23 protein-coding genes and 2 tRNA genes are annotated in these 25505 nt (G+C 63.6%); 14 read left to right on the top strand and 11 right to left on the bottom strand.

The annotated features are described in order from the left end of the window. Positions 1 to 58: 58 nt before the first annotated feature. The 6 genes from ACX0MV_RS12305 to ACX0MV_RS12280 form a co-directional block, all read right to left on the bottom strand. On the bottom strand, positions 59 to 1270 hold the full coding sequence (locus tag ACX0MV_RS12305) for an MFS transporter (protein ID WP_458982787.1): 1212 nt from the start codon (positions 1268 to 1270) through the stop codon (positions 59 to 61). 376 nt (positions 1271 to 1646) lie between these two features. Continuing rightward, complete coding sequence (locus tag ACX0MV_RS12300; protein ID WP_458982786.1) at positions 1647 to 2624, bottom strand: lipin/Ned1/Smp2 family protein; 978 nt, start codon at positions 2622 to 2624, stop codon at positions 1647 to 1649. Between the two features lie 151 nt (positions 2625 to 2775). Continuing rightward, positions 2776 to 3387 (bottom strand): LysE family translocator, encoded by a 612-nt coding sequence (locus ACX0MV_RS12295; RefSeq protein ID WP_458982785.1) that lies wholly within the window; start codon positions 3385 to 3387, stop codon positions 2776 to 2778. Positions 3388 to 3605: 218 nt separating this feature from the next. Beyond that, a complete protein-coding gene (locus tag ACX0MV_RS12290; RefSeq protein WP_458982784.1) occupies positions 3606 to 3950 on the bottom strand; it encodes a YdbL family probable chaperone protein in 345 nt (114 codons plus the stop codon). Positions 3951 to 3961: 11 nt separating this feature from the next. Continuing rightward, the gene (locus ACX0MV_RS12285) at positions 3962 to 4153 is read right to left on the bottom strand and encodes a YnbE family lipoprotein (protein WP_458982783.1); all 192 of its coding nucleotides are present in this window, start codon (positions 4151 to 4153) and stop codon (positions 3962 to 3964) included. An 18-nt stretch (positions 4154 to 4171) separates the two neighbouring features. Further along, positions 4172 to 6802, bottom strand: a complete 2631-nt coding sequence (locus ACX0MV_RS12280; protein WP_458982782.1) for an intermembrane phospholipid transport YdbH family protein — start codon at positions 6800 to 6802, stop codon at positions 4172 to 4174. A gap of 622 nt (positions 6803 to 7424) precedes the next feature. Between ACX0MV_RS12280 and ACX0MV_RS12275 the strand changes: the two genes are divergently transcribed. Next, positions 7425 to 7838 carry a tetratricopeptide repeat protein gene (locus ACX0MV_RS12275; protein WP_458982781.1) on the top strand — a complete coding sequence of 138 codons (414 nt, stop codon included), beginning with the start codon at positions 7425 to 7427 and terminating at the stop codon, positions 7836 to 7838. Between the two features lie 179 nt (positions 7839 to 8017). Further along, positions 8018 to 9382 (top strand): DNA recombination protein RmuC, encoded by a 1365-nt coding sequence (locus tag ACX0MV_RS12270; RefSeq protein WP_458982816.1) that lies wholly within the window; start codon positions 8018 to 8020, stop codon positions 9380 to 9382. Positions 9383 to 9388: 6 nt separating this feature from the next. Here the strand turns inward: ACX0MV_RS12270 and ACX0MV_RS12265 are convergent, their stop codons facing one another. Next, positions 9389 to 10159 carry an MgtC/SapB family protein gene (locus ACX0MV_RS12265; RefSeq protein WP_458982780.1) on the bottom strand — a complete coding sequence of 257 codons (771 nt, stop codon included), beginning with the start codon at positions 10157 to 10159 and terminating at the stop codon, positions 9389 to 9391. Between the two features lie 151 nt (positions 10160 to 10310). Further along, positions 10311 to 13787, bottom strand: a complete 3477-nt coding sequence (locus tag ACX0MV_RS12260) for a hybrid sensor histidine kinase/response regulator (protein WP_458982779.1) — start codon at positions 13785 to 13787, stop codon at positions 10311 to 10313. Positions 13788 to 14085: 298 nt separating this feature from the next. Here ACX0MV_RS12260 and ACX0MV_RS12255 point away from each other — a divergent pair, with 298 nt between their 5' ends. The 5 genes from ACX0MV_RS12255 to ACX0MV_RS12235 all read left to right on the top strand — a co-directional run bounded on the left by ACX0MV_RS12255 (position 14086) and on the right by ACX0MV_RS12235 (position 18659). Continuing rightward, positions 14086 to 14655, top strand: coding sequence for a GNAT family N-acetyltransferase (locus ACX0MV_RS12255; protein ID WP_458982778.1), 570 nt, complete (start codon positions 14086 to 14088; stop codon positions 14653 to 14655). A gap of 2 nt (positions 14656 to 14657) precedes the next feature. Then, positions 14658 to 15503: an AraC family transcriptional regulator gene (locus ACX0MV_RS12250; RefSeq protein WP_458982777.1), complete on the top strand. Its 846-nt coding sequence runs from the start codon at positions 14658 to 14660 to the stop codon at positions 15501 to 15503. Between the two features lie 121 nt (positions 15504 to 15624). Continuing rightward, complete coding sequence (locus ACX0MV_RS12245) at positions 15625 to 16338, top strand: AzlC family ABC transporter permease (RefSeq protein ID WP_458982776.1); 714 nt, start codon at positions 15625 to 15627, stop codon at positions 16336 to 16338. Beyond that, entirely contained in the window at positions 16339 to 16668 is a 330-nt protein-coding gene (locus ACX0MV_RS12240; protein WP_458982775.1) for an AzlD domain-containing protein, read from the top strand. Between the two features lie 116 nt (positions 16669 to 16784). Continuing rightward, a complete protein-coding gene (locus tag ACX0MV_RS12235; RefSeq protein WP_458982774.1) occupies positions 16785 to 18659 on the top strand; it encodes an MFS transporter in 1875 nt (624 codons plus the stop codon). Between the two features lie 61 nt (positions 18660 to 18720). Here the strand turns inward: ACX0MV_RS12235 and sugE are convergent, their stop codons facing one another. Both sugE and rdgC read right to left on the bottom strand, forming a co-directional pair. After that, positions 18721 to 19035 carry a quaternary ammonium compound efflux SMR transporter SugE gene (sugE, locus tag ACX0MV_RS12230; RefSeq protein WP_458982773.1) on the bottom strand — a complete coding sequence of 105 codons (315 nt, stop codon included), beginning with the start codon at positions 19033 to 19035 and terminating at the stop codon, positions 18721 to 18723. A gap of 181 nt (positions 19036 to 19216) precedes the next feature. Beyond that, the gene (gene rdgC, locus ACX0MV_RS12225) at positions 19217 to 20137 is read right to left on the bottom strand and encodes a recombination-associated protein RdgC (protein ID WP_458982772.1); all 921 of its coding nucleotides are present in this window, start codon (positions 20135 to 20137) and stop codon (positions 19217 to 19219) included. A 161-nt stretch (positions 20138 to 20298) separates the two neighbouring features. Here rdgC and ACX0MV_RS12220 point away from each other — a divergent pair. From ACX0MV_RS12220 to ACX0MV_RS12190, 7 genes are all read left to right on the top strand, one after another. Beyond that, positions 20299 to 20374: transfer RNA gene (locus ACX0MV_RS12220), tRNA-Val, on the top strand. Between the two features lie 21 nt (positions 20375 to 20395). Beyond that, positions 20396 to 20472: transfer RNA gene (locus ACX0MV_RS12215), tRNA-Asp, on the top strand. Between the two features lie 187 nt (positions 20473 to 20659). Beyond that, positions 20660 to 21415 (top strand): BamJ family beta-barrel-assembly machinery protein, encoded by a 756-nt coding sequence (gene bamJ / locus ACX0MV_RS12210; protein WP_458982771.1) that lies wholly within the window; start codon positions 20660 to 20662, stop codon positions 21413 to 21415. 366 nt (positions 21416 to 21781) lie between these two features. Beyond that, positions 21782 to 22228, top strand: coding sequence for a YkvA family protein (locus ACX0MV_RS12205; protein WP_458982770.1), 447 nt, complete (start codon positions 21782 to 21784; stop codon positions 22226 to 22228). 149 nt (positions 22229 to 22377) lie between these two features. Then, a complete protein-coding gene (locus ACX0MV_RS12200; RefSeq protein WP_458982769.1) occupies positions 22378 to 22698 on the top strand; it encodes a helix-turn-helix domain-containing protein in 321 nt (106 codons plus the stop codon). Beyond that, on the top strand, positions 22695 to 23060 hold the full coding sequence (locus tag ACX0MV_RS12195) for a hypothetical protein (protein WP_458982768.1): 366 nt from the start codon (positions 22695 to 22697) through the stop codon (positions 23058 to 23060). Before ACX0MV_RS12200 ends, ACX0MV_RS12195 begins: the two co-directional genes overlap by 4 nt. A gap of 22 nt (positions 23061 to 23082) precedes the next feature. Then, positions 23083 to 23544 carry a tetratricopeptide repeat protein gene (locus tag ACX0MV_RS12190; RefSeq protein ID WP_458982815.1) on the top strand — a complete coding sequence of 154 codons (462 nt, stop codon included), beginning with the start codon at positions 23083 to 23085 and terminating at the stop codon, positions 23542 to 23544. A gap of 6 nt (positions 23545 to 23550) precedes the next feature. Here the strand turns inward: ACX0MV_RS12190 and ACX0MV_RS12185 are convergent, their stop codons facing one another. After that, a complete protein-coding gene (locus ACX0MV_RS12185) occupies positions 23551 to 25383 on the bottom strand; it encodes an ABC transporter ATP-binding protein (RefSeq protein WP_458982767.1) in 1833 nt (610 codons plus the stop codon). Between the last annotated feature and the right edge of the window lie 122 nt (positions 25384 to 25505).

Here is a 25505-nt window from a genome sequence, read left to right as displayed (position 1 = left end):
AGCGACGCACGGCACCCTGACTAAGCGAACTAAATACGGCTCGGGATGGCCTGGCGGCTTAGCTTGTGCGATTAGCGCCCGCGTACCCCGGTTGCACCCGCCAGGCCAGCCAGAAGACCAGCAAGCCGGCAAGGGCGGTAACCGCACCGATGTAGCCGGTGGAGGTCCAGCCAAATCCCGCGGTGATGGCCAGGCCGCCGAGCCAGGGGCCCAGTGCGTTGGCGATGTTGAACGCCGCGTGATTGGAGGCGGCAGCCAGGGTCTGGGCATCCTGGGCGACGTCCATCAAATGGGTTTGCAGGGCGGGTGACAGCGACACCATGGTGCCGACCGCGAATACCGCGGGGAATACTGTCCAGGCCGAATGCGCCGCGAAGGGAAACGCCAGCAACACCAGCGCGCTCCACAGCAGCAGCCAGGCAATGGCCTTGAAGCGCAGCTTGTCGAACAGCCAGCCGCCGAACATGTTGCCGAGGATGCCACCCAGGCCGAACGCGGCGAGGGCGAAAGGAATCCAGCTTTCCCTTACCCGGGTCACCTCCAGCAGGGTCGGCGCCATGTAGCTGAACACGCAGAACATCCCGGCGAAGCCGACCGAACTGATCGCCAGGGCCAGCCATACCGGCGCGCGGTTGAAGGCGCGCAACTCGCGCATCGGATAGCTGCGCGGCTGCTGCTTATCCAGCGGCAGGAAGATCGCCACCATCGCCACGGTCAGCAGCGCGATCACCCCGACCATGGCGAACGCATAGCGCCAGCTCAGCCACTGGCCGAGCCAGGTAGCGACCGGATTGCCGATCAGAATGGCGACCGTCAAGCCCATCAGGACCCGGCTGACCGCCTTGGCGCGTTTATGCGGCGCCGCCATCGAGGCGGCGACCAGCATCGCCACGCCGAAATAGGCGCCGTGGGGCAGGCCGGCGAAGAAGCGGTAGAGCATCAATGCCTGATAATCCGGTGCCAGCGCACTGGCAAAATTACCGATGGCGAACGTCGCCATCAGCAACAGCAGCAGGTGCCGGCGATACAGCTGCGAGCCGAGAATCGCCAGCAGCGGCGCGCCGACCACGACGCCGAGGGCGTAGGTGCTGATCACGTTGCCGACCTGCGGCTCGCTGATGCCAAGGTCCTGCGCGACGTTGGGCATCAGGCCCATGATCGCGAACTCCCCGGTGCCGATGGCGAAACCGCCGAGTGCCAGGGCCAGCTCGATCAGCATGATCGCGCGAGGCGAAAGGCGTGGGGCGCTCGGGTGGGTGGGGGCGGTCATCGTGCAGGCTCCGGTAGTGAAGCCGGGCATTATTCACCGATCAGGCGAGCGCGCCTAACCGATGTCGGGGCTCTACGACTAAGGTCTTGATGGCCAGTAGCAATGACGGGAGCGTGCACTGACGAATGCCGGCAAAAAAGGCTTTGTCCCAACAGCGTGTTGCATAGCGCACCTGGATAAGCTGGACCTAGTGTGCAGCGCCCGCAAAGTTAAGGCACGTAGGGTGCGCCGTGCGCACCAAATACTGGTAATGACATTGGTAGTGGTGCGCGCAGCCCGGGCAAACCTAGGCGCCGATGCCTGAACACAACAGACTACGGGGACAGGGCCAAAAAAAACCGGGCGACCCGCGCCCGGTTTTTTCACTCAGCCTTGGTCAGCGTTTGCAGGCTGCCAGCGGGGTGTTCTGCACCACGGTGCTGTAATGCAGCGCGTAGTCGCCGCTCAGCGCCTGGGTGCCTTCCTTGCCGGCGTGTTCGCCGATGATCCAGGTGTTGGCCTTGGGCATGCCGCCATTGGCGTAGGCCTCGATGTCGGTGGTGGCGTTGCCGTAGGCGCGGATGATGTTCAGGCCCACGGTGTCGCGCAGGTAGCGCACGTAATTGGCCTTGTGCTCCACGGTGTTCGGCGGGATGGGGCCATCACCGTAGGGGTTGCTGCGGTAGTGCCAGGCCGGCAGGTTCTGCTTGCCGAACCATTCGCGGCCGTCGCGGGTTACCCAGTAGGGCCGTGCGGTCAGGTAGAGCACCTGATAACCCTTGTCCTGATAGGCGCGGACCGTCTGCGGTGCGTAGTGGTAGGCGGTGGCGGTTTTCACGCCGACGTAATCGGCATAGGCCTCGAAGTCGTTGATCGTCAGGGTGCCATCGACGTCGAACAGCACGGCTTCGCGGCCGCGCTCGACCACCGTCAGCCAGCCGTCGACGCTGGACCGGTCGCCTTCCACCACCATGCGCACGCGGTAGTCGCCGGCCGGGCGCGGGGCCAGGGTCATGGCAATCTTGCCGTCGCTGTCGGTGACACGGCTGCCCAGGTATTCCCAGTTCTGCATGCCGGTGCCGAACAGGTAGACGTGCACGCGCTCGTCTTCCAGGTCCTTGTGCAGCACGGCGTCGTAGTCGAACTTGCCGACCAGGTAGGGGTATTGGCCTTCAGCCACCAGCGAGTCGTGCACCATGTGCCAGGGCTGATAGATACCGGCGAGGATCCGGTTGCCGAAATGCTTGAAGGATTTCTTCGCCGGGACTGGCGCGCTGGGCGCCTGTTGCGGCGTCTGGTAGTCAGGGCATATCGCTGCTTGAGCGGCGCAGCTGACGCTCAGGGTCAGGGCGAGCAGGATTCTGGTGATAGGCATGGTTCGGGCTCCTTGCTTGGGATTGTTTTTCACGCCGCTACTTCAGGCTGAAGGGCGGAAAGTATCCCAGCCGACAATGACCAAACCATGACCCCAATGGGTGGGTTGGCCGCGGGAACGCCAACCCGATCACGCTTTACCCGGCCGCTCGTCAGCGCGTCATCGGCAGCGCCGCACCCATCAGCGCGAACAGCCCGCCGCAGCAGCGGTTGAAGCCTTTGCCGCTGCGTTGCAGCCAGGGCCGGATGCGGTGGGCCAGCCGCGCCAGCAGGTATTCGACCACGCCTTCGACCACGGCAAAGGTCAGCGCCATGATCGCGAACTGCAGCCAGATATCGCCGCGTGGGTCGAGAAATTGTGGGAGAAAGGCACCGAAGAACAGGATCACCTTCGGGTTGGAAATCGCCGAGAAAAACCCCTGGCGGAACAACGCCTGAGCCGGTTTTCCGGGCGCCGGGCCGAGGGCTTCAAGGTGCAGCGGCGGGGCGCGCCAGAGCTGGATGCCGAGCCAGATCAGGTACGCGCCGCCCAGCCACTTGAGCACCAGCAGCGCGTTGGCCGAGGCTTTCAGCAGCGCGCCGATGCCGAACATCGACAAGGCCATCAGCACGACGAAGCCGATCATGCCGCCCGCGACTGTCCAGCAGGTCTTGCGATGGCCGTAGAGCGCGCCGTGGGTCAGCGCCAGCAAGCCATTGGGGCCAGGTGTCAGCGACAGGCCGATAACGGCGGTAAGAAACAGCAGCCAGGTGTGCAGGGCCATCTTGATGTCCGTCAGGCAAAGGGCGGTTCGGTTGTGTCTCATGACGCTGGCGGGTGGTCAAGGGGCGCGCAGGGCAGGGCGTGGAATGCCGACGCGGGTGACCAATCGCAGCAGGCAACGGCGGTGAGGGAAACGCAGCGTTGTTGACCGCTGGCGCTGCGCTTTGCAGATGAGCCGGCCGTGCTCCGGCTCACTCCGGTGGCGCAATGGGCGTGGCGTTATTTACGCCGCCACTCGCCCTGCAGCTGGATGTATTGGCCCGCTGGGGTTTTATCGAGCGCCTTCTGCCCGGCGATGGCTTCCACGTCGCTGAGCTTGATGCCGTTCTGCTGAGCCAGCTTCTGGTACTCGGCGCGGCGGGCCTGGTTGATCAGGTGGGCGATCTCGGCCGACTGGCCGCTAGCGTTGACGACGCCAAGGTAACCATTGGGCATTTCACCCACGTGTCCGCTGGCCTTGGCATCACCGAGGGCGGCCATGGCTTCGTTGAGGGTGAGGGCGGCGGCTGGCAGGCTCAGGCTAAGCAACAGCAGCAGGCTGGCGATGCGGGTAAACAGGGTCATGATCGTGCTCCTCAAAACAGTCCGCTGGATTCGCTGAACATGTCGTCCAGCGCCTTATCCACCTTGATATAGATTTCGTGCTCGATCTTCACATTGAGATTGATGTTGATCGGCTCGTTCGGCATCGCCAGCTGCACCGTCGGGGTACAGGCTGCGCTCAGCCAGCTCAGCAGCAGAACGGCAAAACAGCTACGCAAGCGCATGGTGCCTCCTTTGACTATCTAGTTAGGGCTCGGGGCGTCGGGCGTACCAGGCGCGTCGGGCACCGCCGAATTGCGCTCAAGCATACGCTGCTGGACTCGCCGGGTAATGATCTCGTTCACCTTGTCGGTCAGTTGCAGGCTCGCCAGCAGGGTGGGGATGTCCTCTTCCAGGTTGATATTGAAGTGAATCGGCCGGCCGCCTTCGATGGCCGGGTTGCGGCCTTCGAGGCGCATTGCCAGGTTCAACTTGCCATCCTGGTGGTAATCGACGGCGCTGCTCAGGGTCGAGTAATGAAAGTCCTCCAGCGACTGGGTGACCAGCTGCATGGCTGGGTTGCTGCGCCCCAATGCGCGGATGCGCTCGGATTGAAAACGCAGGCGCCCGCCCGGTGCTCGCGCCGCCAGGTGCCCGGCGTTGATCGCGACGCCATCGCTGCCGATGCGCAGCGGCAGCTCGCCATCGAGCAGGCCACTGCCGGCCAGGCCCTCGGTCGGGTAGAGGATGAACAGCTGTTCGAGCGACAGGCCCTGTACCTGCAGGGGAACCGTCAACGGCAGCTGCTTCAGGTCCCAGCTGTCCGGCGCAAGGGTAACGGTGCCGCCGATCAGCGCGAGCCGGGCCTGGTCGATTGCCAGCGTGCCCGCCGCAGGTTGGGCCAGCGGCGCGCTGTAGCGGCCGCTCAGCAGCAGCGGCCCGAGTGGGACACCCGGGTTGATTTCGCCCACGCGCACCTCGTCGAATTCGACCGCCAGTTGCTGGCCTTTCAGGCTGGCACGCAGCTGCCCATCCAATCCCTTGAGCAAGCTGCGGTCATAGATGCCGGCCACGCCTTCGCTCGCCAGGGCAAGCTCGAACCCGGGTGCGCCGCCTGGCGGTTGGCGCAAGGTCGCGTCCGCGCTCAGGCGGCCGTTGTTCAGGTCGAGCAGCGCGGGCCAGTCCGCCAGAGTCTGTGCCAGCGGGTTTCCGGCACGGAGAAACAGTGGCGGCAGTTGCGCCTGCAGGGTGAGCCCGGCGACGGCGTGCTGCAGCAGTTGGACATGCAGCAACAGGTCGTTGTCAGTACTCAGTTGGCCGTCCAGTTTCACCTGCTGCAGGTCGGCCGCGAGCTGCCCCTGCCAGCGCCACGCCTGAGGCTTCAGGCGTGGATGGCTGAGGCGCTGCGTGCTGAGGCTGTGAGCACCACTCAGTTGCAGACGGTAAGGGCTGCCGGCCGGGTAGCCGACCTCGAGCTGCAGGCCCGCGAAGCTGGCACTTAGCTGCTCGAGGCGGAGGTCGGAATTGCGCAATTCGCCAGCGCTCAGGCGTGAGGGCTTGTTCAGACTCAGGTGTAATTGCTCGCGATCCAGATAGCCCTCGACATGCAGGTCGGCCTGTAATTGGCGGGCTTTCCAGCCAGCCAAGGCCAACGCCGCGCTGCTGGCGCGCAGGCGGCCGTCAGCAATTTGCGCGGCCCATGGTGGCGTATTGGCCAGCGCCAGATTGGCCTTAAGCTCAAGTTCGGTAGGGCCCTGGCTGGTCAGCTGGATTGCCAGCGGCAGCGAGCGCCCGACCAGGCTGGCCGGCAGCTCGGCGAGCGGCGTACCGGGTTGAATACGCAGGCGCAGGGAGTCGGCGTGCAACGCGGGCGGTAAACCTTTTAGCCAGCCGCCGGACAGTTGTTGCAGGTGCAGATCGCTGTGCAACCGGTCGATGAACCACTGCCCGGCGATGGCATGCGCGGCCATGTTCAGCTCGCCTTGCGCCTGCCCGAGCCCCGGTATTGGCCAAGGCTCGGGCAGCTGGATGTCAGCGGCGAGCTGGCCGCTGGCGTTGCCTAAGTGTTCGCTGCTCAAACTGGCGCCGGGCAGCGTCAGGGCCCAGCGCGCGGATAACTGTCCGGCGCTTGGCGCATCGGGAATCCCCACGTCCGCCGCCGGCGCCCATTGACGCAGCCAGCTCTGCAGCATGAAGGCTTCGCTCAGGCTTGCGCTGGCGAGCTCGCCGCGCCAGCTCAGCTCATCGGCGCCACGTTGCAGCTGGGTGTCCAGCTTCAGTTGCAGGGTTTGATCGACCGCCAGGCTCAGCTGCACGGCCAGGGAATCATCCGCGCCGGTAAGGAGGGCATGCCAATTCAGCTGGCGCTGCTGATGCTGGAGATTGAGCGTCGCGTCCAGCGTAAGCGGTTGCGCCTGGTCGCGGAGCAACTGCATATCGCCCAGCAGGGTGCAACGGCCGCTGGCACAGGGCAGCTCGGCATTGAGCTCGGCAATGCGCAGGCTGCGTGGCAACCAGGCGAGGTTTTCGACGACCTGCGCGATTTCCACTGCCGCGCTGGGCGCGCTTGGCGCGGGTGAGGGGGCGGATTGCCAATCCAGGTCAAGGCGTTGCAGCTCGATGTGCTGCCAGAACGGTGGGCTGAGGCTGAACTGGCGCCAGCTCAGCTGCAGCTGCTGCAGGTCGATGCGGGCGATTCCGGCAGCGCTGTGCTGGTGCAGGCTAAGACGCGCCAGACCGATGCCGGCGGATGACAGGCTCGCGCCTTGCCAGCTCAGCTGACGAATATCGTGACATTCCAGCAGGCGCAGCCAGCTGGTGTAGCCAAGCAGGCCGAGCAGCAAGCACAGCGTCACTATGCCGGTAAGTCGCAGTCCGCTACGCCGGCTGATCATGGCTGTGTACCCGTCGTTGAGTCGTGGTCGAGCGCGACGGTAACCCATGGGCGCCGCACTGCCAATCGCAAGGCCGACCCCCCATAGTCACAACGCGTTTACCTCCTCGTTGTTCAGCCCTGGTTGGGCATGAAGATGTATGCACCGGCTTGGCGCACATTCGCCCGAGGAAAAAAGCGATGGGCGGTGTTTGTTCGCAGGCGAGAAGGGCCGCCGCTACGCCACCCTCTTTAATGGTGCAGCGCAAGGGGCAAAATGACGCGGTTTTTGCCCCCAAAAGGGGCGTTCCAGACGGCCTGCGGAAAAACTTGTGCACAATTGGCCAGCACCTTGTCAAGGGTCATTTTGTGATTGACGTAAATCGTTGATTCTCCAAGCTGAATTTATAAGTCAATGAAAAATATGAATTTTTTGAGTTGGTGAAAAAATCGTCAGTTTAACCTCAAGCCCCATCCTATCTGCCGTCAGGCCGCTTGCTCCCATGTTGTCCACCGAGTTATCCACAGCTTCTGTGGATTGTCCCAAGCGCTTGCTCTAGAACGCGGGTGAGCCGCTTTTGCAAGGCTTTACCTGGTAGAAAAAAGGAGTAGAGTGGCGCGCTTTTCCGCTACCGCAGCTTCCCATGCCCCGCGCCATTTCCCGACCGACCCTCGAACATGCTTCCAGTCGCCCACGCTTGCCGTTGCGGGTAGCCGTGTGGCTGTTGGACAGCCCGCACCTCGGCCACGCGCCCACCGTGAAACGTTTTGCCGGGCGCCTGCTCAAGCAACCCGCGTTGCAGGGTGTGGTGGTGGCGCAGAGTCGCCTGGGTCGTTTGCTGTGCTGCGATTGCGGCAACCCGCGTGACCGGCGCATCGGGCTGGAACTGCTGCGCCAGGCCGGCCGTGCCGGTGACCGTCATGCCCAGCTGGAACTCGGGCGCTTGTACCGCCTGCCGCGGCATAACGAGCCGCAGCAGGCGCGGCACTGGCTGGAACTGGCCGCGGCCCAGGGCTCATCCGAAGCCAGGCAACTGCTCGGCTCCGACGCCATCTGACCGCTGCGCGCGGGCCTGGTTATACTGCCGGGCAGTCTTGCGCGGAGCCTTTCATGCCAATCGATCCCTCTTCCCAGCTCGCAGCCATTCTGCTCGGGTTGATCCTGGCCGCCGTGCCCTTGCTGGTTTGGGTCTGGGCGCTGCAGCGGCGGGCGAGTGGCCATCAGCTCGAATGCAGCCTGTTGCAAGAACGCCTGAACAGCGCACAGCTGGCCCAGGCAGGCCTGAGCGCGCAACTCGACGATTGCCGCCAGGAAGTCGCCGAGGTCGGCGAAATCAAGGCTGACCAGCAGGCCGAGCTGGCAGCGCTGCGCCGCGAAACCGAACTGTTGCAGCACGAGCGCCAGATCGCTCGTGACAGCGCGTTGAATTGGCAAAGCCAGCGCGAACAGCAGGAGGCCGAGCTGCGCCGATTGGGCGCCGAGCGTGCGGCCCTGAGCGCCGAGCTGCGCGAGCAGCAGGACAGCCACCAGCAACGCTTGAACGACCTGCAAGGCTCGCGTGACGAGCTGCGCGCGCAGTTCGCCGAGCTGGCCGGGAAAATCTTCGATGAGCGAGAGCAGCGTTTCGCCGAAACCAGCCAGCAGCGCCTCGGCCAGTTGCTCGACCCGCTCAAGGAACGCATCCAGTCGTTCGAAAAACGTGTCGAGGAAAGCTATCAGCAGGAGGCCCGCGAGCGCTTTTCCCTGGGCAAGGAACTGGAGCGCTTGCAGCAGCTCAACCAGCGCCTGGGCGACGAGGCGACCAACCTGACCCGCGCCCTGCAGGGCCAGAAAATCCAGGGCAACTGGGGCGAGCTGGTGCTGGAGCGGGTGCTGGAACACGCCGGCTTGCAGAACGGCCGCGAATACCAGACCCAGGTCAGCCTGAAGAGCGCCGACGGCGAGCGCTTCCAGCCGGACGTGCTGATCCAGCTGCCCGGCGACAAGCAGGTGGTGGTGGATGCCAAGGTCAGCCTGACCGCCTATCAGCAATACGTGGTGGCGCACACCGATGGCGAGCGCCAGCAGGCCCTGAAACAGCATGTGCTGTCGCTGCGCAGCCACCTGAAAGGCTTGTCGCTAAAGGATTACCAACGCCTGGAAGGGCTGCACAGTCTGGATTTCGTCCTGCTTTTCGTGCCGATCGAAGCGGCCTTCGCCGCCGCCTTGCAGGCTGACGCGGGTCTGTTCCAGGAAGCCTTCGAGCAGAACATCGTGATCGTCAGCCCGACCACCTTGCTCGCCACCTTGCGGGTGATCGACAGCCTGTGGCGTCAGGAGCGGCAAAGCCAGAACGCCCGGGAAATCGCCGAGCGTGCCGGGGCGCTGTACGACAAGTTCGTCGCCTTCATCCAGGACCTCGACGAGATCGGCGCACGCCTGCAGCAGCTCGACAAGGCCTACGCCGCGGCGCGCAACAAGCTCAGCGACGGCCGCGGCAATATCGTCAGCCGGGTGGAGAACCTCAAGCTGCTCGGCGCCCGTGCGAGCAAAAGCCTGCCCGCCGACGTACTGGAACGCGCCGCCGGTTTGCCGCAGTTCGAGGAAAGCGCCGAGGAGTAGTGGCTGTTAAAGCAGTAGCAGCACTGCGAGGCCGGCGAGCAAGCCCGCGGCCATTACCGGCAGGGTGCGCAGGGCCAATTGGCGGCCGCCGATTAGGGCGATCAGCAGACCTTTGACCAGACTATTGCTTAGTGCTGCGAGGAAGATACCGTGTACCGCCACCTGAGCGCTCAATTCGCCATCCGCGCTGCGCGCTAGCGACAGGGTGATGGCATCGACATCGGCCAGTCCGGAGACCAGCGCCACCAGATAGACCCCGGCGTCGCCGAGCCAGTGTTGCGCCGCCTCCACCAGAAACAGAATCAGCAGTAACAACATGCCGAACCGCAGGGCCGGCCCTAGTTCGAAGGGGTTTTTCAGCGGTGGTTCGGCGTTTTCATCGTTCTGCTTGCTGGCGAGCCGGTAGTAGAACAGCGCGCCCAGGGCATAGACCGCTGCCGCTGCGCTCAGGGGCCAGATCAAGTGCGGCAAGAGCTTGGCGTTGATCAGGCCGACCTCCAGCAGCACCCGCGGAAACATCAGCGCCGAGGTGGTCAGCAAGCCGCAGGCGAGCAGCGCTTGCAACTGGCGGCCCTGGTTCAGGCGGGCGAGGGAAACGGTCATTGCGGTGGACGAGACGATGCCGCCGAGCAGGGCGCTCAAGCCAAAGGTACGGATGCCCGCGGCAAACTGGCCGTCCTCGCTGTTGCGCTCCTGCCAGCCGCGTTCGGCACCGATCAGCAGGCCGATCGCTAGGGCACTGACGAAATTCAGCAGGGTATCCAAGGCTTCGGGCATGGCGTCCTCGGTAGGGTGTGATCGCTGCAGTTTAGTCGGAGGCCGCGGTAGGTCGTTGCCCAGGTCAGGAATGGTTGGGCGCGTGGCCGTTCGGCCGAGACGCCTATGGAGTCACTGGCTTATGGGGCGCAACGGCCAGCCACTACAACGCCTACCGCAGCTTCAGATGGCGGCTGAGTAGCGCCCGCAGCGCTGCCGGCTTGACCGGCTTGGCCAGGTAGTCGAGGCCGGCGGCATGGATCGCGGCGATCAGTTCGGGGCGACCGTCGGCGCTGATCACCACGCCCGGTACCGGTTCACCCAGGCGGGTGCGCAGCCAGGCCATCAGCTCGGTGCCGGTATCGCCTTCATCGAGGTGGTAGTCGACCAGGGCCAGGTGCGGGCGCACCTCTTCGCTGAGCAGGTGCTCGCATTCCAGGCGATTGCGGGCGGTCCACACCTGACACCCCCAGCGCGACAGCAAGCTGTGCATGCCGGTAAGAATGCTGTCCTCGTTGTCGATGCACAGCACCTGGCTGCCGGTCAGCAGCTGGCCGACCGGCGCATTGCTGGCGTGCTGGACGGACGGTGCGGGGGCGCGGGCCAGCGGCACGCTGACGCTGAACACGCTGCCGCGACCCGGCCAGGAGCGTACCTCGATGGGGTGATCGAGCACGCGGCAGAGGCCATCGGCAATCGCCAGGCCCAGCCCCAGGCCTTTTTCCGCACGGGTCTGGTGGCTGTCCAGGCGCTTGAACTCTTCGAAGATCACCTTGCGCTTGTCCTCGGGAATACCGGGGCCGCGGTCCCAGACTTCCAGGCGCAGCTGGCCGGGGCAATGGCGTACGCCGAGCAACACGCGGCCCTTGGCGTAGCGGAAGGCGTTGGTCAGGAAGTTCTGCAGCACCCGACGCAGCAGTTTGATGTCGCTGTCCACCCACTGGCGGCTGCCGCGCACGCGCAGGTCGATGCCCTGTTCGGCGGCCAGTACGCGGAATTCCGCGCCGAGGGTGTCGAACAGGGTGGCCAGCGGAAACGCGTTGCGCTCGGGGCTGATGCGGCCGTTTTCCAGGCGCGAGATATCCAGCAGATCGCTGATCAGGTCCTCTGCCGAGCGCAACGAGCTGTCGAGGTGACGCACCAGTTCCTTGGCTTCACGCGGCAGCGCTTCTTCCTGGTGGGAGAGGGCGGCGGAAAACAGCCGAGCGGCGTTCAATGGCTGCATCAGGTCATGACTGACGGCGGCGAGAAAGCGGGTTTTCGACTGGTTGGCCGACTCGGCGGTGCCCTTGGCTTCAATCAGCGCCTGATTGAGCTGGGACAGCTCATGGGTGCGCTCGATGACCCGTTGCTCCAGGCCTTCATTGGCCTCCTTGAGCGCGCGTTCGGCCTCGCGGAATTCGGTGATGTCGGTGAAGCTCATGACGAAACCGCCGCCGGGCATCGGGTTGCCAATCAGTTCGATGACCCGGCCGTTGGGGAACAGGCGCTCCGAGGTGTGCGCGGTGCCCTGGCGCATCCAGTACAGGCGCTTGTTCACATGCTCGTCGATATCGCCGCCACCGAGCAGGCCGCGCTCGGCGTTGAAGCGAATCAGCTCGGCCACCGGCCGGCCGACATACACCTGGCCGTCGGGGTAGTCGAACAGTTCGATGTAGCGATGGTTCCAGGCCACCAGGCGCAAGGCCTGATCGACCACGCTGATGCCCTGGGTGATGTTCTCGATCGCCCCTTGCAGCAGGGCGCGGTTGAACTGCAGCACCTCGCTGGCTTCGCCGACGATGCGCACCACATCCTCGACCTGCATTTCCCGCCCTTCGATGGCAGCCTTGACCACTGCGCGAGTCGACGAGGCGCCGAGCACGCCGGCCAGCAAGCGTTCGGTATGGGCGATCCACTCGCTGTTGGCGGGCTGGCTGGGGTTGAAATCCTTGCCTTGGCGAGAGGCGAAACGGCTGAAGCTTTCGCGTGCGCGCTCCTCGCCAACGAAGCGGCTGGCCAGCAGCAGCAAGTCCTCGACCTGCACCGCCAGCATGCTGCGACTGCTCGGTTTGGCGCCGAAGTCCTGGCTGATGAAGCGCCCGGCCTGCCAGTGTTCGGAGACCCGGGTGCGGGAAAAATACGACACCCAGGCGAACAACAGGAAGTTGCCCGCCAGCGACAGCACCACGCCGCGGGTCAGGGCATCGACCTCGAAACCGATAGGCGCATACAACAGCGCCTGCAACCCCGGCAGGCTGTCCAGCGACCAGCCCAGGCTGCGCGCCACCAGGGGCATGATCAGGGTGTAGAACCAGATCAGCGCGCCAAAGATCAGCCCGGCAAAGACCCCACGCCGATTGGCCTGCTTCCACACCAGTGCGCCGAACATCGCCGGCGCCAGTTGGCCGATGGCGGCGAACGAGACCTGGCCGATGGTTGCCAGGCTGGCATTCGAGCCGAGCAGGCGATAACACACATAGGCCAGCAGCAGGATCAGCACGATGCTGACCCGGCGGGCGGTGAGCATCCAGTAACGGAAGGCCTCGAACGGCCGCTCGGTATTCTGCCGGCGCAGTAGCCAGGGCAGCAGCATGTCGTTGGAAATCATCGTCGACAGCGCCACCGAGGCGACGATCACCATGCCGGTGGCGGCCGATGCGCCGCCGATAAAGGCGAGCATCGCCAGCCCAGGATGAGCCTGGGCCAGCGGCAGGCTGATGACGAATGAATCGGGGGTGACGCCAGCCGGCAGCAGCATCTGCCCGGCCAGGGCGATCGGCACCACGAACAGTGCGGCCAGCACCAGGTACAGCGGAAACACCCAGCGTGCCAGCTTGAGGTCGGCAGGATCGATGTTTTCCACCACGGCGACGTGGAATTGCCGCGGCAGGCAGATGATGGCGATCATCGCCAGGCCAGTCTGCATCAGCATCGCCGGCCAGTTCACCGCTTCCGCCCAGAAATCCTCCAGTGCTGGGCTGGTCTTGGCCTGGCTGAACAGGTCGGCGAAGCCGTTGTACAGGCCGTAAGTGACGAATGCGCCGACGGCGAGAAACGCCAGCAGTTTGACCAGCGATTCGAAGGCGATGGCCAGCACCATGCCGCGGTGGTGTTCGGTGACGTCCAGGTTGCGGGTGCCGAACAGAATGGTGAACAGCGCCAGCACCAGCGAGACGATCAGTGCCGTGTCCTGGGCGCTGGTGCCATTGGCGCCTGCGCTGGTGCCGATCAGCAGGTTCACGCCGAGGACGATGCCTTTGAGCTGCAGGGCTATATAAGGCAGCACGCCGACCAGGCAGATCAGCGCCACCACCACCGCCAGGGATTGCGACTTGCCATAGCGCGCGGCGATGAAGTCGGCAATCGAGGTGATGTTTTCCTGTTTGCTGATCATCACCATTTTCTGCAGCACCCAGGGCGCGAACAGCAACACGATGATCGGCCCGAGGTAGATGGGCAGGAACGACCAGAGCTGTTCGGCGGCCTGACCGACCGCACCGAAAAACGTCCAGCTGGTGCAGTACACGGCCAGCGAGAGGCTGTAGACCCAGGCGCTCGCCCGCGGCGGCATCGGCGTGCGGCGACGGTCGCCATAGAAGGCGATGGCAAACAGAACAGCCATGTAGATCAAGGCGACCGCTGCGATCAGCCCGCTGGACAACGACATGAACACCCCGGCAGCAAACTATGTGGAACTTATTCGGTCATAGGCTCAGCGTGAAAACCGGCCGGCGCGGCGTTGGTAGATCCGTGATCAAACCGTACGAGGTCGAGCGCAGCCCGCTAAAACGAGACGATACGTGAAATGAATGCTCAGCAGTGTCGCAGCAAAGTGGCGTGCCGTCAGGCGCGACCAAGGTCGCAAATACACCCATCAATCCGTGCGCCGATGCGCGCGGGCAATTGTGGTCGGGCACCTGCCCTGTTAGCGTGGCGCGCTTGCGCCTAGTCGGAGGAGGGACCCCATGTTCAAGCCGCAATTGATTACCCTGCAGCGCGGAGCGTTGCGTATCGAACCCATGCTCGATGCCGATATTCCAGCGCTAGTCACACTGGCCGAAGCCAACCGTCAGGAGCTGGTCTACATGAACGGCCCGCAACGCCTGGACTGGTACCGCAGCGGGCTGACCGAACAGCGCGAAGGCAAGTCCCTGCCGTTCGTGATCCGTCTCGGCGAGCAACTGGTCGGCACCACTCGCTTTGGTGATTTCATGCCCAGCCTGCCGGCCGCCGAAATTGGCTGGACCTGGCTCGACAGCAGCCAGCACGGCACCGGCCTGAACAACACGGTCAAATACCTGATGCTGCGTCATGCCTTCGAAAGCTGGCGCATGGTGCGGGTGCAGCTGAAAACTGCCGGCAGCAATCAGCGTTCGCAGCGCGCCATTGAAAAGCTCGGTGCCCAGCGCGAAGGCGTGTTGCGCAACCATCGCCGACTGGCCGATGGACGCCTGGACGACAGCGTGCTCTACAGCATCACCGATCAGGAATGGCCGGCCATCAAGCAACAGCTGGAGGCGCGCTTCGGCGGTTGAGCATGCAGCAGGAGGGCGTCGAGCAGACCCGGTTCTGGCAGTCCCGCGAGTTGGCGGGCGTGGAGCTGCTGCACGCCCACTACATCGAACAGCGCTTCGCCCCGCATGTTCACGAAGGCTATGTGTTTACCGTGATCGAGCGCGGTGCCCAGCGCTTTCGTCACCGCGGCAGCGATCACCTCGCGCCGGTCGGCAGCATGGTGATGATCAACCCGGACGAATTGCATACCGGTTCCAAGGCCCATGAACAGGGCTGGCGCTACCGCGCGTTTTACCCGCCGATCGAGCAGATCGTTCCGGTGCTGGATGAGCTGCAGCTGGGGCGCGGCGGCCTGCCCAGTTTCGAGGACAGCGTGTTGCACGACCCGCTGGTAAGCCGGGTGTTCAGCGAGTTGCACCGTCTGCTCGACAGCCCGGCCAGCGCGCTGCACCAGCAGTTGGCCTGGCGCGAGGCGATCGAGCTGCTGTTTCGCCGTCATGCCCGCTTGCCGGCGGGTATCGCTCCAGGGCATGAGCCCCTCGCGGTGAAGCGGGCCAAGGAACTGCTCGCCAGCCGCATCGCCAATCCGCCGTCGCTGGAAGAGCTGGCCGCGGCAGTGGCGTTGTCGCCGTTTCATTTCGCCCGCGTGTTTCGCCGCGCCACCGGCATGCCGCCGCACACCTGGCTACTGCAGCGCCGCCTGGAACAGGCGCGCAGCCTGTTGAAGCAGGGCTGCCTGCCAGTGGCGGTGGCCATGCAGCTGGGGTTCGCCGACCAGAGCCACCTGAGTCGTCAGTTCAAACAGGCCTACGGCGTAGGGCCGGCCACCTATCGCAAGGCCTGCTCCGTAGTGTCTTCGTCCGCATAGGGCAGTTGCTCGAGGGATCGCCTACAGACGCTAAGGCCGTTCGCTGGCCGTGTGCAACTGCGCAAGATCATTCAAGACGGCTGGTCGGCCAGGCGCTAGGCTGCGCGCTGGAGGAACGACCATGACCCGTTCGCACGTCTTTTTATCCGGTGTTCGCGACAGCATTCCAATGATCGTCGGCATTTTGCCGTTCGGTCTGATCTATGGCGCGTTGGCCAGCCTGGCGGGGCTCAGCCTGTGGCAGGCAGTGGGCATGTCGCTGCTGGTCTACGCCGGCTCGGCGCAGTTCATCGCCATCAGCCTGCTGACGGCGGGCACCGGAGCGGCGGTGATTCTGTTCACCACGCTGATCGTCAACCTGCGCCATGTGCTCTACAGCGCAGCGCTGCAGCCTTATGTCGGGCAACTGTCGCAGCGCTGGCGCCTGCCGCTGGCGTTCGGCCTGACCGATGAAACCTTTGCGGTGGTACAACGCCGCTACCTGTCACGCGGCATGGCCGGCTATGCGCAGTGGTACCACGCAAGTGTGGCGTTGGCGCTCTATCTGTCCTGGGTAAGCAGCTCGTTGACCGGCGCGCTGTTCGGCCAGAGCGTGCCGAACCTGGCGGGCTGGGGGCTGGATTTCGCCATGCTGGCGACCTTTATCGGCATCGTAGTGCCCGCACTGCGCAACCAGCCGCAAATCGCCGCGGCGCTGGTGGCGGGCGCCGTGGCACTGGCATGTCACGCCTGGCCCTACAAGCTTGGCTTGATGGCCGCAGCGTTCTGTGGCATCGCCATTGGCGTGGTATTGGAACGGCGTGGCAGCCGCGCGACGGTCGAGGAGGGCACGTAAATGGACATCTGGCTGCTGATTGCCGGCATGGCGCTGATCACCTTCGTGATCCGCTACAGCCTGTTCGCCTTTCCCGACCTGCGTTTCCCACCGCTGGTGCGTCAGGGTTTGCATTACGTTCCCACGGCGGTGCTGACGGCCATCGTCGTGCCCGGCATGCTGATTCCCGATGGCCAGCAATTGGCGCTGCGGTTGGACAATGCCTACCTGCTAGCGGGCCTCGTAGCCATCGCCATCGCGGCGCTGACCCGCCATCTGCTGGCAACCATTGGCGGCGGGCTGCTGGTATTTTTCATGCTGCGCTGGGCGTTGGGGCAACTCCCGCTTTAACTCGATTTGCGCGGAAAAACCTGGCAAATGTTGGCGATAGCTATGGCGTTGCGCCTGCGTCTTGCAGTCCAATGCTCGACGCCCCCCAGTCAGCCTTAGAAATAGGTACACGGACGATGACCCAGCACTCGCAGTTCGCCTTGCTCCGCAACAAGCGCTTCCTGCCGTTCTTCACCACCCAATTGCTTGGCGCCTTCAACGACAACATCTTCAAGCAGTCGTTGATCCTCGCGATCCTCTACAAATTGACGGTAAGCGCCGACCGCGACCTGCTCGTCAACCTGTGCGCCTTGCTGTTCATCCTGCCGTTCTTCCTGTTTTCGGCGCTGGGCGGGCAGTTCGGCGAAAAATTCGCCAAGGATTCGCTGATCCGCAAGATCAAGTTCGCCGAGATCGTGATCATGCTTGCCGGCGCCGCCGGTGTGCTGCTGGACAACCTGCCGTTGATGCTGGGCGTGCTGTTCGCCATGGGCACCCAGTCGGCGCTGTTCGGCCCGGTGAAGTATTCGATCCTGCCGCAGCACCTGCGTGAAGAGGAGCTGGTGGGCGGTAATGCCCTGGTGGAAATGGGCACATTTCTGGCCATTCTGGCTGGCACCATCGGCGCCGGGATCATGATGGCCAGCAGCGGGTACGCCAGCCTTGTCGCAGGCTCGGTCGTGCTGGTTGCCGTGCTCGGCTACCTGGCCAGTCGCGCGATCCCTGCCGCGGCGCCGGCGCTGCCGGAACTGAAGCTGGACTGGAATATCTTTCGCCAATCCTGGCTGACCATGAAACTCGGCCTGGGCCAGCGTCCGGCGGTATCACGCTCGCTGGTCGGCAACTCGTGGTTCTGGTTTCTCGGCGCGATCTACCTGACCCAGATTCCCGCCTACGCCAAGGAGTGGCTGTATGGCGACGAGAGTGTGGTGACCCTGATTCTCACCGTGTTCTCCGTCGGCATCGCCCTGGGATCGATGCTTTGCGAACGCATGAGCGGGCACAAGGTGGAAATCGGCCTGGTACCGTTTGGCTCCCTCGGCCTGACCCTGTTTGGCATCCTGCTGTGGTGGCACTCCGGCGGCTTCCCCCAGGGCGAGGCGGCCCACGACTGGCTCGCGGTGCTGAGCCATGGGCAGGCCTGGTGGATCCTCGGTTCGATCCTCGGTATTGGCCTGTTCGGCGGCTTCTACATCGTGCCGCTGTATGCGCTGATCCAGTCGCGGACGGTGGAGCACGAGCGGGCGCGGGTGATTGCGGCGAACAACATCCTCAATGCGCTGTTCATGGTGGTTTCGGCGATCGTCTCGATTTTGTTTCTGAGCCTTGCTGAGCTGTCGATTCCGCAGCTGTTCCTCGCGGTGTCGTTGATGAACATCGCGGTCAACACCTACATCTTCAAGATCGTGCCCGAGTTCAGCATGCGCTTTCTCATCTGGCTGCTCGGCCATTCGATGTACCGGGTCGAGCATAAGGACCTGCAGCAGATCCCGGATGAAGGTGCGGCGGTACTGGTCTGCAACCATGTGTCCTTCGTCGATGCGCTGCTGATCGGCGGTGCGGTGCGCCGGCCGATACGCTTCGTCATGTACTACAAGATCTACAACTTGCCGGTGCTCAATTTCATCTTTCGCACAGCCGGCACCGTACCGATTGCCGGGCGCAACGAAGACCTGCTGATCTACGAAGCAGCATTCAAGAAGATCGCCGAGTACCTGCGCAACGGCGAGCTGGTGTGCATCTTTCCGGAAGGCAAGCTGACCGGCGACGGTGAGCTCAACGAGTTCAGAAACGGGGTCGAGCGCATCCTCGAAGAAAACCCGGTGCCGGTCATTCCCATGGCGCTGCAGGGGCTGTGGGGCAGCTTCTTCAGCCGTGCTCCGCACAAGGGCATGTTCCGGCGACTGTGGTCGCGGATCACCCTGGTGGCTGGCGCGCCAATTGCCGCCGAGGCAGCCAAGCGCGGCGTATTGCAGGAGCAGGTTGCTCAACTGCGCGGCGAGCGGCGGTGAGCCCTGCTGCCCGCGCCGGTCGAGACCGGCGCGGGTGATTACAGCTTCACGCGGGCGAGCGTTAGTGGCTGAGTTTGAGGCCCAGCAGACCGCAAACGATCAGCGCCACGCTGGCCAGGCGGATCAGGCTGGCGGATTCGCCGAACAGGATGATGCCCGCAATCACGGTGCCGACCGCGCCGATGCCCGTCCAGATGGCATAGGCGGTACCCAGCGGCAGTTCCTTCATGGCCAGGCCAAGCAGGCCAAGGCTGACGGCCATCGCGCCGACAGTCAGTAGGGTGGGGAGAGGGCGGGTGAAGCCGTCGGTGTACTTCAGGCCGACCGCCCAGCCGACTTCGAACAAGCCGGCGAAAAACAGAATGATCCACGACATTTCAACCTCCAGAGTTACGGCGAGCCGGGGCCGCCCCCGGAATGGTTACTTCGAGAAGTGGTGAGGTCGTCCTCACGTTGTGCAGTATTCTGCACGTGCGCCTGCACAAGACAAGCCGCAGAGGATCGAGGGTGCTTCCGCTGCGGCGTTGCTACAGATGCGATGGCGAACCGGTAGCGGTTTAGATTCCCTGGGGAATCTCCTCGCCGCCGAGCGCTTCGAACAGCGCCGGGAGGAAGTCGACCAGGGTCAGCATCATCAGGGTGAAGCTGGCGTCCTGCTGGCCGAGCGCATCGTCGCCGCCGTCCTGCTCGGCCTGATCCTGCAGCAAGTCCTCGAAACGCAGGCGCTTGATCACCAGTTTATCGTCGAGCACAAATGACAGCTTGTCCTGCCAGGCCAGCGACAGCTGGGTGACCTGCTTGCCCGACGTCATGTGCAACTGGATTTCGTCGCCGGTCAGGTCCTGGCGCTTGCAGCGCACAACGCCGCCATCTTCATGGGTGTCGCGCAGTTCGCACTCGTCCAGCACGTGAAAGTCGGCAGCGGCTTTTTGCGTCTTGACCCAGTCAGTCAGGGTCGCGCTCGGGGCAATCTTCACCGTCAACGGGCGCACCGGCAGCGAGCCGATGGCTTCGCGCAGGGTCGAGAGCAAGTCTTCGGCACGCTTTGGGCTGGAGGCATCGACCAGAATCAGGCCCTGCTTGGGCGCGATCGCAGCGAAGGTCGCCGATTTGCGGATAAAGGCACGCGGCAGGAACGACTGCACGATTTCGTCCTTGAGCTGATCGCGCTCCTTTTTATAGACCTTGCGCATCTGCTCGGCTTCGATCTCGTCGACCTTGTCCTTCAGCGCGTCGCGGATCACGCTGCCGGGCAGCATGCGTTCTTCCTTGCGCGCGGCGATCAGCAGGAAGTCGCTGCTGACGTGCACCAGCGGCGCATCGCCACCTTTGCCGAAGGGCGCGACGAAGCCATAGGTGGTCAGCTCCTGGCTGGCGCAGGGACGCGCTGGTTTGCTGGCCAGTGCAGCTTCGAGAGCCTCGGCATCAAACGGGATGTTCTGGGTGAGGCGATAAACCAGCAGGTTACGAAACCACATGAGGGGATGACTCTCCGTTAACGCAAAGCGCGCATTATTCTCCCCTTGGCGGCTCAGGCCAACCCTGCGCTAAGCCTTTGCTGTGTCGATAGAAAATATTTAAATGAGGGCTTGCCAAGGGCCAGGTGGCTCTCTAGAATGCGCCCCACTTCGAGAGTGAAGGGTGATTAGCTCAGCTGGGAGAGCATCTGCCTTACAAGCAGAGGGTCGGCGGTTCGATCCCGTCATCACCCACCAAACTCGTTTTTGAAGTTACGCGCAGCGGTAGTTCAGTCGGTTAGAATACCGGCCTGTCACGCCGGGGGTCGCGGGTTCGAGTCCCGTCCGCTGCGCCATTTTTTCCTCGCTCCATCTCCTTCCGCAGTTTTCTCGCAGCCCTGTCTGCAATCCTCGCTAGATCTTCTAAACATCTGAACTTATACGCATTTCCTTGCTCGTATGGCGGTAGCTATTGATCGCAGCGGCCTGCTAAGCTCGCGCCTTCACTCGTTTGCCCTAGGGCGCACCGGACAAGGAATAAGCATGAAACAACATCGTTTAGCGGCGGCGGTCGCCCTGGTTGGTTTGGTTCTCGCAGGTTGTGATTCGCAAACCAGCGAAATCAAGCTGGAGACGCCGGCGCAGAAGGCCTCCTACGGTATCGGTCTGAACATGGGCAAGAGCCTGGCCCAGGAAGGCATGGATGATCTGGACTCCGACGCCGTGGCCCAGGGCATCGAAGATGCTATCGGCAAGAAAGAACAGCGCCTGAAAGACGAAGAGCTGATCGAAGCCTTCGCCTTCCTGCAGAAGCGTGCCGAAGAGCGCATGGTTGCGATGAACGAAGAGTCGGCCAAGGCCGGCAAGAAGTTCCTGGAAGAGAACGCCAAGCGCGAAGGTGTCACCACCACCGCTTCCGGTCTGCAGTACGAAGTTGTGAAGAAGGCCGACGGCGCTCAGCCGAAAGCCACCGACGTGGTGACAGTTCACTACGAAGGCAAGCTCACTGACGGTACCGTATTCGACAGCTCGGTGGAGCGTGGCAGCCCTATTGATCTGCCGGTCAACGGTGTGATCCCAGGCTGGGTCGAAGGCCTGCAGCTGATGCACGTTGGCGAGAAGTACAAGCTCTACATTCCAAGCGAACTCGCTTATGGCGACCAGAGCCCGACTCCGGCCATCCCTTCCAACTCGGTGCTGGTGTTTGACCTCGAGTTGCTGGGGATCAAGGATGCCAACGCCGCTCCTGCTGCTCCAGATGCAAGCGAAGCCGAAGCAGCACCTGCAACGCAGCAGTAAATCCATCGATGTTGCAGCGCCCCGTCTCGACGGGGCGTTGTCGTTTCTGTGTCGCGAAAACACGAACCGGGGGTTGACTTAAGGGTCTGAAAGAAGGGTTGATGACGCATCGGTGTTACGGTTATGCACATTTGCCAGGACGCCCCGTAGCAATTGCGTTGTGACTCGATAAAAACCTTTTGCAATTTTTAAGTTGTTGATTTTATTGGTTTTTAGTTGCTGGGCAAAAAACGCCCGATCTGAGCCAAGGCCGCGTGGGCCGGGCCTTTGCCACGCTCATCCAGATTCTGTTCACAAGGTTATCCACAGTTTCGGTGGATAACCTGAGGCAGCCCAGCAGCCATGCGGGGCCGACAAGGAGCAAGCATGAAATTACCGAAAAACTTTTCCCGTTACCTGCCTTTGGCGCAACGTTTTCTGGTGCGAGGGCGGTTGCCCGTTCTGCTGTTAGCGGTTGCCCGCAAAGGTGGCAAGCAGGGGCATCGGCTCGCCGATGTGAAGGATGATCTGCGCCTTCTGCAAGGACTCTGTCTTGCCTGGTGGCGGGGGGAATACCGGGCGATCAGCAGCCAGGCACTGCTGGCTGTGGTGGCGGGGCTGCTGTATCTGGTCACGCCGCTGGACACGGTGCCGGACTGGTTGCTTGGCGTCGGCCTGATCGACGATCTGGCGGTTCTGGCCTGGGTGGTACGTACCTGGAGCGGTGAGCTGGAGGCATTTCGCCAATGGCGCGACAAGCAGACGCCCGAACGCCTGGCAGTGATCGAACGGTTGCCGGACCCGAAAAGTCTCGCTCACGACCCTGAGAAATAACCGCTTGGGGTGTGGCGAGCGCCGGCGGATCAGCCAGTCGCTGCACCACGCAGTTCCAATTGCCAGTACTTGCATATCGGCAGGCAGGCCGCTTAGGTTACGCCCTTTGCTGTGAGCAGATCACGGTCGACATGGACGGAGATCCAACGATGAATGTGCAAGTTATCAGGCGCGATGGCGAACCCGAATACGCCGTACTGCCCTGGGCGGAGTACCAGGCGTTGTTGCAGGCGGCGGGCCAGCAAGGCCTGGGGCGTGAAGAAAAAGCGCCTGACCGGCAGCCCCGGCTTTCCGAGCTCACTCAGTTGCGCGAGCAGAAGGGCCTGTCCCAGGAACAATTGGCCAAGGCCGTCGGGATCAGCCCGCATTATCTGAGCATGATCGAGAGTGGCGAGCGACAGCCAGATGCGGCTATCCAGCGCTCGCTGGCCTGGACACTCGGTGTCACGGCGTGGGAGGCGGACTCTTGAGCGTGCGCATCAGCCGGCAGCACTGGCAGGCACTGCTTGATGAATTGGCCACCGCGCGGCGCCAGCGCCATCTGTTGACCTACCGCGCCTTGATCGAGCGCCTGGCGCTGCCCAGCCCAGCCATGCAAACCCTGGCGGCGGCGCTGGAGCACCTCGCCACCCTGGATGCACGGGCCGAGCGGCCGTTGCGCAGCGCATTGGTGATCAGCCAGGGTGCAAGCCGGCTGCCGCGCACGGGTTTTTTCGAATGCGCGACTCGCCTCGGCCGCTTTACCGGCGCGTCCGATGGCGTCGCGGCCGCTTCCTGGCATGCCGCTGAAGTGGTGCGCGTGTTCGAGTTCGACTACCCCGAGGAGCCCTGAGCCTGAGGACTTTCAAGTGTTGATGCGTGTGCGGGCGCGGTTGAGTTATGCCGTGGCCAGACGGCTGTTTCACTGGTCATGGCTGGTCCGGCAGCCACGTGGCTGGCGCTGGCTGGAAGGTCAGTTCGCGCGCATGGCCAACCTGGGTGATGTCGCCGCGCAAAGCTTCTATGGGCATATCCTGCTGTTCCGTGGCCAAGGCCTTGGCGCGCGGGAAGAGGGCATCCGCTTGCTGCGCCTGGCAGCCGCGGCGGGGGATGGAAAATCGGCTTACCAGCTGGGCCTGTTGAGCATGGCCGGCGATACCCGCAACGCGCCGGACCCCGAGGGGGCGCTGCGCTGGTGGAGCCTGGCCGCGGATGCGGGTCATCCGCTGGCTGCGCAGCGGCTGGCGCAGATGTACCGTGAGGGCGCTGCCGGAATACCCGCGAATGCCGCGCAGGCCGAGCGTTTCAGCGCCAGGGCACGGGAGCTGGGGTTGTAGCAGCGCTTATTCGACGCCGACAAATCCTCCCGTCTGGTGTTGCCACAACCGCGCGTACAGGCCGCCGCTGGCGATCAGTTGACTGTGGCTACCGGTTTCGACGATCCGCCCCTGATCGATCACGACCAGGCGGTCCATTCGCGCGATGGTCGACAACCGGTGGGCGATGGCGATCACCGTCTTGCCCTGCATCAGTACATCCAGGCTTTCTTGAATCGCCGCTTCGATTTCCGAGTCGAGCGCCGAGGTCGCCTCGTCGAGTACCAGAATCGGCGCATCCTTTAGCAGTACGCGGGCAATCGCGATGCGCTGGCGTTGACCGCCCGACAGCTTGACCCCGCGTTCGCCAACCTGCGCATCGAAACCGCGGCCGCCCTGGCCGTCATCCAGCAGGGGGATAAACCCATCGGCGCGGGCCTTGCGCACCGCCTCCAGCAGCTCAGCGTCGCTGGCGTCCGGTTTGCCATAACGCAGGTTGTCGCGGATCGAGCGGTGCAGCAGCGAGGTGTCCTGGGTCACCAGGCTGATCTGCGCGCGTAGGCTTGCCTGGTTGACCTCGGCAATGTTCTGACCATCGATCAGGATGCGCCCGCTTTGCAAGTCGTAGAGGCGCAGGAGCAGGCTGACCAGGGTGGATTTACCAGCGCCGGAGGGGCCGACCAGGCCGATTTTCTCGCCGGCTCGTACCTGCAGGTCGAGGCCGCTGATTACGCCGCCGCGCTTGCCGTAATGGAAGTCGATGGCGTCGAAATGTACCGCGCCCTGGCTGACCCGCAGTGGCTTGGCATCGGGCCGGTCAAGCACCTCGCGGGGCTGGACAATGGTCTTCATGCCGTCCTGCACGGTGCCGACGTTCTCGAAGATGCCATTGACCACCCACATGATCCACTCGGCCATGTTGTTGATGCGGATCACCAGGCCGATGGCCAATGCAATGGCGCCGGCGCTGATCAGGTTCTCGCTCCACAGCCAGAGTGCCAGCGAACCGGTGGCGCCGATCAGCAGGCCGTTCAGGCAGGTCACGCTGAAGTCCAGCGCAGTCACCGTGCGGGTTTGCAGGCGTACCTTGTCGAGCACCTCCTGCATGGCTTCGCGGGCGTAGTGCTCTTCTTCACGGGTATGGGCGAACAGCTTGAGGGTGGCGATATTGCTGTAGCCATCAACCACGCGGCCCATCAGTTTCGAGCGCGCCGCCGAGGCAGTGGCGGAGCGATCCTTGATCCGCGGGACGAAGTACCACAGCGTCGCGCAGTAGCCGACGATCCACAGCAGCAACGGGATGATCAGGCGTACATCAGCTTCGGCAAACAGATAGATCGCGCTGCCCGCATACACCAGCACGTGCCAGAGCGCGTCGACCACCTGCAGCGCCGAATCACGCAAGGCGGGGCCGGTCTGCATGATGCGCTGGGCGATACGCCCGGCGAAGTCATTCTGGAAGAAGCCCAGGCTCTGCTTGAGCACGTAGCGGTGGTTCTGCCAGCGGATCAGGTTGGTCAGGCTCGGTGAAATCGCCTGGTTGACCAGCAGATCATGCAGGCCGAACACCAGCGGGCGGATCACCAGTGCGACCAACAGCATCCACAGCAGCTCATTGCGATACTCACTGAAAAACGCGCTGCTTGGCGTGGCCTGGGTCATGTCGATCAAGCGGCCAAGGAAGCTGAACAGCGCCACTTCGATGATCGCCGCGAAGAAGCCGATGACCAGCACGGCGATCATCAAGGGCCAGACCTGACGCAGGTAATGGGCGTAGAACGGCAGAATCCCCTTGGGGGGTTCGACGTCCGGGCTGGGTTTGAATACGTCGATCAGGGCTTCGAAGCGGCGGAACAGCATGTCAGCTGCCTTGGTAGTAAGCGAGGGCCGATTCTACCCCCAATTGGAAGCCGTTCCGGGTGCCCGCAGGATCACCTGGGGCGATCTGCACATTGCCGTACACCTCACGAAGGCCTATTACG

Source organism: Pseudomonas cistanchae, from assembly GCF_054483635.1.
Note: the sequence above shows the minus strand (reverse complement) of the source record. Positions and strands in the feature narration are given on the sequence as shown.

Excerpts from the sequence above, each read along its gene's own strand:
- ACX0MV_RS12305 (WP_458982787.1), bottom strand. The coding sequence starts at position 1,270 with ATGACCGCCCCCACCCACCCGAGCGCCCCACGCCTTTCGCCTCGCGCG.
- ACX0MV_RS12300 (WP_458982786.1), bottom strand. The coding sequence starts at position 2,624 with ATGCCTATCACCAGAATCCTGCTCGCCCTGACCCTGAGCGTCAGCTGC.
- ACX0MV_RS12295 (WP_458982785.1), bottom strand. The coding sequence starts at position 3,387 with ATGGCCCTGCACACCTGGCTGCTGTTTCTTACCGCCGTTATCGGCCTG.
- ACX0MV_RS12290 (WP_458982784.1), bottom strand. The coding sequence starts at position 3,950 with ATGACCCTGTTTACCCGCATCGCCAGCCTGCTGCTGTTGCTTAGCCTG.
- ACX0MV_RS12285 (WP_458982783.1), bottom strand. The coding sequence starts at position 4,153 with ATGCGCTTGCGTAGCTGTTTTGCCGTTCTGCTGCTGAGCTGGCTGAGC.
- ACX0MV_RS12280 (WP_458982782.1), bottom strand. The coding sequence starts at position 6,802 with ATGATCAGCCGGCGTAGCGGACTGCGACTTACCGGCATAGTGACGCTG.
- ACX0MV_RS12275 (WP_458982781.1), top strand. The coding sequence starts at position 7,425 with ATGCCCCGCGCCATTTCCCGACCGACCCTCGAACATGCTTCCAGTCGC.
- ACX0MV_RS12265 (WP_458982780.1), bottom strand. The coding sequence starts at position 10,159 with ATGCCCGAAGCCTTGGATACCCTGCTGAATTTCGTCAGTGCCCTAGCG.
- ACX0MV_RS12260 (WP_458982779.1), bottom strand. The coding sequence starts at position 13,787 with ATGTCGTTGTCCAGCGGGCTGATCGCAGCGGTCGCCTTGATCTACATG.
- ACX0MV_RS12255 (WP_458982778.1), top strand. The coding sequence starts at position 14,086 with ATGTTCAAGCCGCAATTGATTACCCTGCAGCGCGGAGCGTTGCGTATC.
- ACX0MV_RS12250 (WP_458982777.1), top strand. The coding sequence starts at position 14,658 with ATGCAGCAGGAGGGCGTCGAGCAGACCCGGTTCTGGCAGTCCCGCGAG.
- ACX0MV_RS12245 (WP_458982776.1), top strand. The coding sequence starts at position 15,625 with ATGACCCGTTCGCACGTCTTTTTATCCGGTGTTCGCGACAGCATTCCA.
- ACX0MV_RS12240 (WP_458982775.1), top strand. The coding sequence starts at position 16,339 with ATGGACATCTGGCTGCTGATTGCCGGCATGGCGCTGATCACCTTCGTG.
- ACX0MV_RS12235 (WP_458982774.1), top strand. The coding sequence starts at position 16,785 with ATGACCCAGCACTCGCAGTTCGCCTTGCTCCGCAACAAGCGCTTCCTG.
- sugE (WP_458982773.1), bottom strand. The coding sequence starts at position 19,035 with ATGTCGTGGATCATTCTGTTTTTCGCCGGCTTGTTCGAAGTCGGCTGG.
- rdgC (WP_458982772.1), bottom strand. The coding sequence starts at position 20,137 with ATGTGGTTTCGTAACCTGCTGGTTTATCGCCTCACCCAGAACATCCCG.
- bamJ (WP_458982771.1), top strand. The coding sequence starts at position 20,660 with ATGAAACAACATCGTTTAGCGGCGGCGGTCGCCCTGGTTGGTTTGGTT.
- ACX0MV_RS12205 (WP_458982770.1), top strand. The coding sequence starts at position 21,782 with ATGAAATTACCGAAAAACTTTTCCCGTTACCTGCCTTTGGCGCAACGT.
- ACX0MV_RS12200 (WP_458982769.1), top strand. The coding sequence starts at position 22,378 with ATGAATGTGCAAGTTATCAGGCGCGATGGCGAACCCGAATACGCCGTA.
- ACX0MV_RS12190 (WP_458982815.1), top strand. The coding sequence starts at position 23,083 with ATGCGTGTGCGGGCGCGGTTGAGTTATGCCGTGGCCAGACGGCTGTTT.
- ACX0MV_RS12185 (WP_458982767.1), bottom strand. The coding sequence starts at position 25,383 with ATGCTGTTCCGCCGCTTCGAAGCCCTGATCGACGTATTCAAACCCAGC.